Below are 9360 nucleotides of genomic sequence, written 5' to 3' on the forward strand. Positions count from 1 at the left end.
GACGACAAATGCTCTGCCGTTGCCGTTGCCGTTGCACTGGCACTGGCAGTTGATCCTGCCTTGGCCTCAGCCCGCCGCAGGCGCAACCACCCCCACCCCATTGAGATAATCCAGACTCACCTGCAGCAACGCCCGCAACCCCACGTCCAGCGCCTTCTCATCCAGCAGGAACTTCGGCGAATGGTTGGCCGGCGCCGTAGCCGGATCGATGCCCACACTCGTGGACCCCACGAAGAAAAACATCCCCGGCACCTGCTGCGCGTACAGCGAAAAATCCTCCGCGCCCATCTGCAGCGGCGGCTCGTACACATTGTCCTTGCCCACCACCGCCTGCAGGCTCGGCAGCATCTTCGCCGTCAGCGCCGGATCGTTCACCGTCGCCGGATTGCCCTCGGACTCATAGATCTCCGTCACCGCCTTGGCCCCGTGCGCCGCCGCCGTGTGCTCGGCCACATTGCGCAGGTCCGCGAAAATCTGCTGCCGCATCCCCTCATCGAACGTGCGGATCGTCCCCACCATCTCCACCTCATCGGGAATGATGTTGTAGCGGATGCCGCCCTTGATCGCCCCGAAGGTCAGCACTGCCGGCTGCTTGGACAGGTTCGCCCGACGGCTCACGATCGTCTGCGCCGTGCCCACCAGATCGGCCGTCGCCACGATCGGATCCACCCCGTTCCACGGCGCCGAGCCATGCGTCTGCCGCCCGATCACCTTGATCCCGAACCGGTCCGAGGCTGCCATCAAGGGCCCACCGCGCACCGCGATCTGCCCCGCCGGCACGCTGGAGAACACATGCAGGCCGAACACCGCCTCCGGCTTGAAGTCCGCAAACAGCCCCTCCTTCAGCATCAACGACGCACCCCCCTCTTCCGGCGGCGGCGCCCCTTCCTCGGAGGGCTGGAAGATCAGCATCACTTCGCCTGGCAGGTTCTCGCGCATCTTCACCAGCGCATCGGCCACCCCCAGCAACGTGGCGGTATGCGCGTCGTGGCCGCAGGCGTGCATCACCCCGACCGGCTCGCCACGGTAGGTGCTGGTCACCTTGGAGGCGAACGGCAGCCCGGTCTGTTCGGTCACCGGCAGCGCGTCCATGTCCGCGCGCAGGGCGATGCGCGGACCCGGCTTTGCCCCCTTGATGACCACCACCACACCGTGATGGGCGATCCCGGTCTTCGGCTTGAGCCCCATCGCCCGCAACTGCTCGGCCACCTTCGCCGAGGTGCGCTCCTCGCGGTTGGACAGCTCCGGGTGCTGGTGGAAGTCGCGCCGCCAGTCGACCACCTTGGCGTGCAGGCGGGTCGCCGCGGCAGTCACTTCCGGGCGTTCGTCAGGGGTGGCCGCGGCCAGTGCGGGGCAGGCAAGCAGCAGGGCGGACAGCAGCAGCGACAGACGGGGCATCGAGGATCTCCACGGGTGTTCAGGGCGGACCAAACTGAATGTAGGCCATCAGCGCACTTGCTGCTGTAACTTTCTGCCCCCGCAGGCGTTGATCCGTGGAACCTGGCCGGTCACATCCGGTCTGACCGCCCGTCCCATCCGTCATGCATGAAAGCCCGCGCACCACGGGTATGCTTTGCACCAGCCAATCGGGCCCTGCCCTCCGCCAGCCTCAGGAGTTAGTTGAATGTCGCGTTTCTGGAAGATCGTGCTGCTGGTGGTCGCCGTACTGGTGATTGGCTTCATCGGCCTGCACCTGCTCAACGGTGGCAAGCACAAGGGTGAGGCGGGCGGCAGCGCTGCCGGCGCCGGCAAGGACGGCGACCAGCGCGACACCGGACCGGTCCCGGTCACCGTGGTCGACGCCATTCGCCAGGACGTGCCGGTGTATGCCAGCGCACTGGGCACCGTAGCGGCGATGAACACCGTCACCGTCAGCCCGCAGGTCGGCGGCCAGCTGATCAGCATCAACTTCAAGGAAGGCCAGGAAGTAAAGCAGGGCGACCTGCTCGCGCAGATCGACCCGCGCAGCCTGCAGGCCAGCTACGACGAGGCCGCCGCGGCCAAGCGCCAGAACCAGGCCCAGCTGGCCACCGCGCGCTCCAACTACCAGCGCTCCAATTCGCCGGAGTACCGCCAGTACGTGGCCAAGACCGACCTGGACACCCAGCGCAACCAGGTGGCGCAGTTCGAAAGCGCCGTGGCCGCCAACGAGGCCAGCATGCGCGCGGCCCAGGTGCAGCTGCAGTACACCCGCGTCACCGCGCCGATCACCGGCATCGCCGGCATCCGCGCGGTGGACGCCGGCAATGTCGTCAGTGCCGGCACCGCGCTGGTCACCCTGACCCAGATCCACCCGATCCACGTGGTGTTCAACCTGCCCGAGCGCCAGCTGCCGGATGTGCGCACCGCCCAGCAGGCCGGCCCGGTGACCATCGCCGCGCTGGACCGCAACGACTCGCACGTGCTCACCGACGGCGGCAAGCTGGACGTGGTGGACAACCAGATCAGCAGCGACAGCGGCACCTTCCGCGTGCGCGCCCTGTTCGACAACACCGACAACAGCCTGTGGCCGGGCCAGTTCGTCAACGTGCGGATGCAGCTGCGCACCATTGGCGGCGGCGTGGTCATCCCCACCCAGGCCGTGATGCGCGGCCCGGACGGCGAGTACGTCTACATCGTCAAGCCCGACAGCACCGTTGCCATGCAGACCGTCAAGAGCGGCGTGGAAGTGGGCGACAGCAACGTGCAGATCACCGACGGCCTCAAGGGCGGCGAGCGCGTCGTCAGCGAGGGCCAGTTCCGGCTCAAGCCGGGCAGCAAGGTCAACGCGCTCAAGCCGGGCGAGACCCCGGCCGCGCCGACCGAGGCCGAACTCAAGGCCGCCGCGCAACAGCAGGGTGCTGGTGGTGGCCGCCGTGGTGGCGGTCCGCGCTGAGCGCGCCTGCCTGACGTTCCCGACGCCGGCCGCCTTGCTGGCGTCTGCCCGTTCCAACGCCGCATGACGTAACAGCAAGGATCCGCCCGTGGGCTTTTCGACGATCTTCATCCGCCGCCCGATCGCCACCTCGCTGTTGATGGCGGGCCTGCTGCTGCTCGGCATCCTCGGCTACCGCCAGCTGCCGGTGTCGGCGCTGCCGGAGATCGACGCGCCCAGCCTGGTGGTGACCACCCAGTACCCCGGCGCCAACGCGGTCACCATGGCCTCGCTGGTGACCACCCCGCTGGAACGCCAGTTCGGGCAGATCTCCGGGTTGGAGATCATGACCTCCGATTCCTCGGCCGGTCTGTCCACGATCATCCTGCAGTTCTCGATGGACCGGGACATCGACATCGCCGCCCAGGACGTACAGGCCGCGATCCGCCAGGCCACCCTGCCCTCCTCGCTGCCCTACCAGCCGGTCTACAACCGGGTGAATCCGGCCGACGCGGCGATCGTCACCCTCAAGCTCACCTCCGACACGCGCCCGCTGCGCGATGTGAACAACTACGCCGACTCCATCCTCGCCCAGCGCCTGTCGCAGGTGCAGGGCGTGGGGCTGGTGTCCATCGCCGGCAACGTGCGCCCGGCCGTACGCATCCAGGTCAACCCGGCGCAGCTGTCCAACATGGGCCTGACCCTGGAAGAACTGCGCAGCGCGCTGACCCAGGCCAACGTCAACGCGCCCAAGGGCTCGCTCAACGGCAAGACCCAGTCCTACTCCATCGGCACCAATGACCAGCTGACCAGCGCCGCCGAGTACCGCGACACCATCATCAGCTACAAGAACGGCCGCCCGGTGCGGCTGTCGGACGTGGCCAACGTCATCGACGGGGTGGAGAACGACCAGCTCGCCGCCTGGGCCGATGGCAAGCCGGCGGTGCTGCTGGAAGTGCGCCGCCAGCCCGGCGCCAACATCGTGCAGACCGTCGAACGCATCCGCGCGCTGCTGCCGCAGCTGCAGAACGTGCTGCCGGCCGACGTGCACCTGGAGATCTTCTCCGACCGTACCGAGACCATCCGCGCCTCGGTGCATGAAGTGCAGTTCACCCTGATCCTCACCATCTGCCTGGTGGTCGCGGTGATCTTCGTGTTCCTGCGCCGGCTGTGGGCCACCATCATTCCCTCGGTGGCGGTACCGCTGTCGCTGGCCGGCACCTTCGGGGTGATGGCCTTTGCCGGCATGTCGCTGGACAACCTGTCGCTGATGGCGCTGGTGGTGGCCACCGGCTTCGTGGTCGACGATGCGATCGTGATGATCGAGAACATCGTGCGCTACATCGAACAGGGCAAGAGCGGCCCGGAAGCGGCCGAGATCGGCGCCCAGCAGATCGGCTTCACCGTGCTCTCGCTGACCATCTCGCTGGTGGCGGTGTTCCTGCCGCTGTTGCTGATGCCCGGCGTCACCGGCCGGTTGTTCCACGAGTTCGCCTGGGTGCTGAGCATCGCGGTGGTGCTGTCGATGCTGATCTCGCTGACGCTCACCCCGATGATGTGCGCCTACCTGCTCAAGCCCGATGCCCTGCCCGAAGGCGAGGACGCGCACGAGCGTGCCGCCGCGGCCGGCAAGGAAAACCTGTGGACGCGTACCGTGGGCGCGTACGAGCGCAGCCTGGACTGGGTGCTGGAGCACCAGCCGCTGACCCTGGCCGTGGCCGCCGGTGCCCTGGTGCTGACCGTGGTGCTGTACATCGTGATCCCCAAGGGCCTGCTGCCCGAGCAGGACACCGGCCTGATCACCGGCGTGGTCCAGGCCGACCAGAACATCGCCTTCCCGCAGATGGAGCAGCGCACCAAGGCCGTGGCCGAAGCGCTGCGCAAGGACCCGGCGGTGACCGGCGTGTCGGCCTTCATCGGCGCCGGCAGCATGAACCCCACGCTCAACCAGGGCCAGCTGTCGATCGTGCTCAAGCAGCGTGGCGACCGCGACGGACTGGATGAGATTCTGCCGCGCCTGCAGCACGCCGTGGCCGGCATCCCCGGCGTGGCGCTGTACCTCAAGCCGGTGCAGGACGTCACCCTGGACACCCGCGTGGCCGCCACCGAGTACCAGTACTCGCTGTCGGACGTGGACAGCGCGCAGGTTGCGCTGCAGGCCAACCGCCTGACCGAAGCGCTGCGCCAGCGCCCGGAGCTGGCCGACGTGGACAACAACCTGGCCAACCAGGGCCGCGCGCTGGAACTGAACATCGACCGCGACAAGGCCAGCGTGCTGGGCGTGCCGATGCAGACCATCGACGACACCCTGTACGACGCCTWCGGCCAGCGCCAGATCTCCACCATCTTCACCGAACTCAACCAATACCGCGTGGTGCTGGAAGTGGCGCCGGAGTTCCGCACCAGCACCGCGCTGATGCACCAGCTGGCGGTGGCCTCCAACGGGGCCGGCGCGCTGACCGGCAGCAACGCCACCAACTTCGGCCAGGTCACCTCGTCCAACTCGTCCACGGCCACCGGCATCGGCGCGCAGAACACCGGCATCCCGATCGGCGCCGGCAACATCATCCCGCTGGCCGCACTCGCCGAAAGCAAGGTCACCAGCACCCCGCTGGTGGTCAGCCACCAGCAACAGCTCCCGGCGGTGACCGTGTCGTTCAACATCGCCCCGGGCTATTCCCTGTCCGATGCGGTCAAGGCGATCGAAGAGACCAAGGACAGCCTGGACATGCCCACGCAGGTGCATGCGGAGTTCATCGGGAAGGCCGCCGAGTTCACCGGCAGCCAGACCGACGTGGTGTGGCTGCTGCTGGCCTCGCTGGTGCTGATCTACATCGTGCTGGGCGTGCTGTATGAGAGCTACATCCATCCGTTGACCATCATCTCCACCCTGCCGCCGGCCGGTGTCGGTGCGCTGCTGGCGCTGATGGTGTGCGGGTTGCCGTTGTCGGTGGACGGCATCGTCGGCATCGTGCTGCTGATCGGCATCGTCAAGAAGAACGGCATCATGATGGTCGACTTCGCCATCGAGGCGCGTCGCGCCGGTGCCAACGCGCACGATGCGATCCGCCGCGCCTGCCTGCTGCGCTTCCGCCCGATCATGATGACCACCGCTGCGGCCATGCTTGGCGCGCTGCCACTGGCACTGGGCACCGGCATCGGTTCGGAACTGCGCCGCCCGCTGGGCATCGCCATCGTCGGCGGCCTGCTGCTGTCCCAGCTGGTCACGCTGTACACCACGCCGGTGATCTACCTGTACATGGAGCGCTTCTCCGAGCGCCTGCGACTGCGCCGCGAACAGCGCGCGCTGCGCCACGCCAGCGCCCAGGACCGCGCATGAGCACGCCGTACCTGCGTGCCATGAGGATGCCGGCATGAACATCTCCGGCCCCTTCATCCGCCGCCCGATCGGCACCGCGCTGCTGGCCATCGGCCTGTTCGTGGTCGGCCTGTTCTGCTACCTGAAACTGGGCGTGTCGGCATTGCCGAACATCCAGATTCCGGTGATCTTCGTGCACGCCAGCCAGTCCGGCGCGGACGCCACCACCATGGCCTCCACGGTCACCGCACCGCTGGAACGCCACCTGGGCCAGCTGCCCGGCGTGGACCAGATGCGCTCCTCCAGTTCCGAAGGCAGCTCGCTGGTCTTCATGATCTTCCAGAGCGGGGTGGACATCGATTCGGCCGCGCTGGACGTGCAGACGGCGATCAATTCATCGCAGGCAGATCTGCCGTCCGGGCTCGGCTCGCCGATGTTCCAGAAGGCCAATCCCAACGATGATCCGGTCATCGCCATCGCGCTGACCTCGCAGACGCAGTCGGCCGATGAGCTCTACAACGTCGCCGATTCGCTGCTGGCCCAGCGCATCCGCCAGATCAGCGGGGTGTCCTCGGTCGACATCGCCGGTGCCTCCACCCCGGCGGTACGGGTGGACGTCAACCTGCGCCTGCTCAACGCGCTCAACCTCACCCCCGACGACCTGCGCAACGCGGTGCGCGCGGCCAACGTGACCTCGCCGACCGGCTTCCTCACCGACGGCAACACCACCACCGCGATCATCGCCAACGACTCGGTGGCGCGAGCGGCCGACTTCGCCAACCTGGTCATCAAGACCCAGGACGATGGCCGGGTGATCCGCCTCAAGGACGTGGCCAACGTCTACGACGGCCAGCAGGATGCGTACCAGGCCGCGTGGTTCGACCACAAGCCCGCCGTGGTGATGTATGTGTTCACCCGTGCCGGCGCCAACATCGTGGAGACCGTCGATCGGGTCAAGGCGCAGATTCCGATGCTGCGCGACTACCTGCAGCCTGGCACGGTGCTGACCCCGTTCTTCGACCGCACCCCGACCATCCGCTCGTCACTGCATGAAGTGCAGATCACCCTGCTGATCAGCCTGGCGATGGTGATCCTGACCATGGCGCTGTTCCTGCGCCGGTTGGCACCGACGCTGATCGCCGCGGTCACCGTGCCGCTGTCGCTGGCCGGTGCGGCACTGGTGATGTACGTGTTCGGCTTCACTTTGAACAACCTCAGCCTGCTGGCGCTGGTGATCGCGATCGGCTTTGTGGTCGACGATGCGATCGTGGTGATCGAAAACGTCATGCGCCACCTCGACGAGGGCATGACACGCATGCAGGCCGCGCTGACCGGCGCGCGCGAGATCGGCTTCACCATCGTCTCGATCACCGCCTCGCTGGTGGCGGTGTTCATCCCGCTGCTGTTCGCCAGCGGYATGGTCGGGGCGTTCTTCCGCGAGTTCACCATCACCCTGGTGGCGGCGATCGTGGTTTCCATGATCGTTTCGCTGACCCTGACCCCGGCGCTGTGCAGCCGCTTCCTCAGCGCGCACCCCGAGCCGGAGACGCCGTCGCGGATCGGTCGCTTCCTGGATGGCGTGCACGACCGCATGCTGCGCACCTATACGGTGTGCCTGGACTTCTCGCTGCGCCACGCAATGCTGCTCTCGCTCACCCCGATCCTGCTGATCGTGGCCACGGTGATGCTCGGCGGCGCGGTCAAGAAGGGCTCCTTCCCGGCCCAGGACACCGGCCTGATCTGGGGCCGCGCCAATTCCAGCGCCACCGTGTCCTTCGAGGACATGGTCAACCGCCAGCGCCGCATCACCGACATGCTGATGGCCGATCCGGCGGTGAAGACCGTCGGCGTGCGCCTGGGCAGCGGCCGCCAGGGCTCCAGCGCGCAGTTCAACATCCAGCTCAAGACGCGCAAGGAAGGCCGCAAGGAAACCACCGCGCTGGCGCTGGCGCGGTTGAGCGCCAAGGCCGACCGCTACCCCGACCTGCAGCTGCGCCTGCGCGCGATCCAGGATCTGCCCAGCGATGGTGGCGGCGGCAACAGCCAGGGTGCGCAGTACCGCGTGTCGCTGCAGGGCAATGATCTTGCCCAGCTGCAGGAATGGCTGCCCAAGGTGCAGGCGGCGTTGAAGAAGAACCCGATGCTGCGCGACGTCGGCACCGACGTGGATACCGCCGGCCTGCGCCAGAATGTGGTGATCGACCGCGCCAAGGCCGCGCGCCTGGGCGTGTCGGTCGGTGCCATCGACGGCGCGCTGTACGGCGCGTTCGGCCAGCGCCAGATCTCCACCATCTATTCGGACATCAACCAGTACAGCGTGGTGGTCAACGCCCTGCCCGAGCAGACCGCCACCCCGCGTGCACTGGATGAGATCCACGTGCGCGCCGGCAACGGCGAGATGATCCCGCTCACTGCCGTGGCCCACCAGGTGCCGGGGCTGGCCCCGCCGCAGATCACCCACGAAAACCAGTACACCACGATGGACCTGAGCTACAACCTGGCCCCGGGCGTAAGCACCGGCGAAGGCGAAGCCATCATCAAGGCCACCGTGGACGGCCTGCGCCTGCCCGGCGACATCCGCATCAGCGATGGCGGCGGCTTCAATGTGCAGCTCAACCCGAACTCGATGCTGATCCTGGTGCTGGCCGCGATCATCACCGTCTACCTGGTGCTGGGCATGCTGTACGAAAGCCTGGTGCACCCGGTGACCATCCTGTCCACGCTGCCGGCGGCGGGCGTGGGCGCGCTGCTGGCGCTGTTTGTGACCAATACCGAGCTGTCGGTGATCTCGATGATCGCGCTGGTACTGCTCATCGGCATCGTCAAGAAGAACGCGATCATGATGATCGACTTCGCCGTAGTGGCCCAGCGCGAGCACGGCAAGAGCCCGCGCGATGCGGTGCGCGAGGCCAGCATCGTGCGCTTCCGTCCGATCATGATGACCACCATGGTGGCGATCCTGGCGGCAGTGCCACTGGCGATCGGCTTGGGCGAAGGCTCCGAACTGCGCCGCCCGCTCGGCATCGCGATGATCGGCGGCCTGTTGTTCTCGCAGAGCCTCACCCTGCTCAGCACGCCGGCGCTGTACGTCATCTTCTCCTGCCTGCGCGAACGCTGGGTCAACCGTCGCGCACGCCGCCGCGAGAAGAAACTGCTCAAGCGCGCCAAGACCGCCTGACGGTAGTGC

General features: G+C 67.3%; 4 protein-coding genes. 3 read left to right on the plus strand and 1 reads right to left on the minus strand.

Going from position 1 to position 9360, the window contains the following annotated elements; all coding sequences use genetic code 11:
* Nucleotides 1–66: 66 nt before the first annotated feature.
* Entirely contained in the window at nucleotides 67–1398 is a 1332-nt protein-coding gene (locus AC1DQP_RS11915) for a M20 family metallopeptidase (RefSeq protein WP_457319252.1), read from the minus strand.
* A gap of 226 nt (nucleotides 1399–1624) precedes the next feature.
* Between AC1DQP_RS11915 and AC1DQP_RS11920 the strand changes: the two genes are divergently transcribed.
* From AC1DQP_RS11920 to AC1DQP_RS11930, 3 genes are all read left to right on the plus strand, one after another.
* The gene (locus tag AC1DQP_RS11920) at nucleotides 1625–2875 is read left to right on the plus strand and encodes an efflux RND transporter periplasmic adaptor subunit (RefSeq protein ID WP_457319253.1); all 1251 of its coding nucleotides are present in this window, start codon (nucleotides 1625–1627) and stop codon (nucleotides 2873–2875) included.
* Nucleotides 2876–2963: 88 nt separating this feature from the next.
* Nucleotides 2964–6194 carry an efflux RND transporter permease subunit gene (locus AC1DQP_RS11925; RefSeq protein WP_478051659.1) on the plus strand — a complete coding sequence of 1077 codons (3231 nt, stop codon included), beginning with the start codon at nucleotides 2964–2966 and terminating at the stop codon, nucleotides 6192–6194.
* Between the two features lie 34 nt (nucleotides 6195–6228).
* Nucleotides 6229–9351, plus strand: coding sequence for an efflux RND transporter permease subunit (locus tag AC1DQP_RS11930; protein WP_457319255.1), 3123 nt, complete (start codon nucleotides 6229–6231; stop codon nucleotides 9349–9351).
* The last annotated feature ends 9 nt before the right edge of the window (nucleotides 9352–9360 follow it).

The sequence above is a fragment of the Stenotrophomonas sp. P5_A8 genome, from assembly GCF_056400545.1.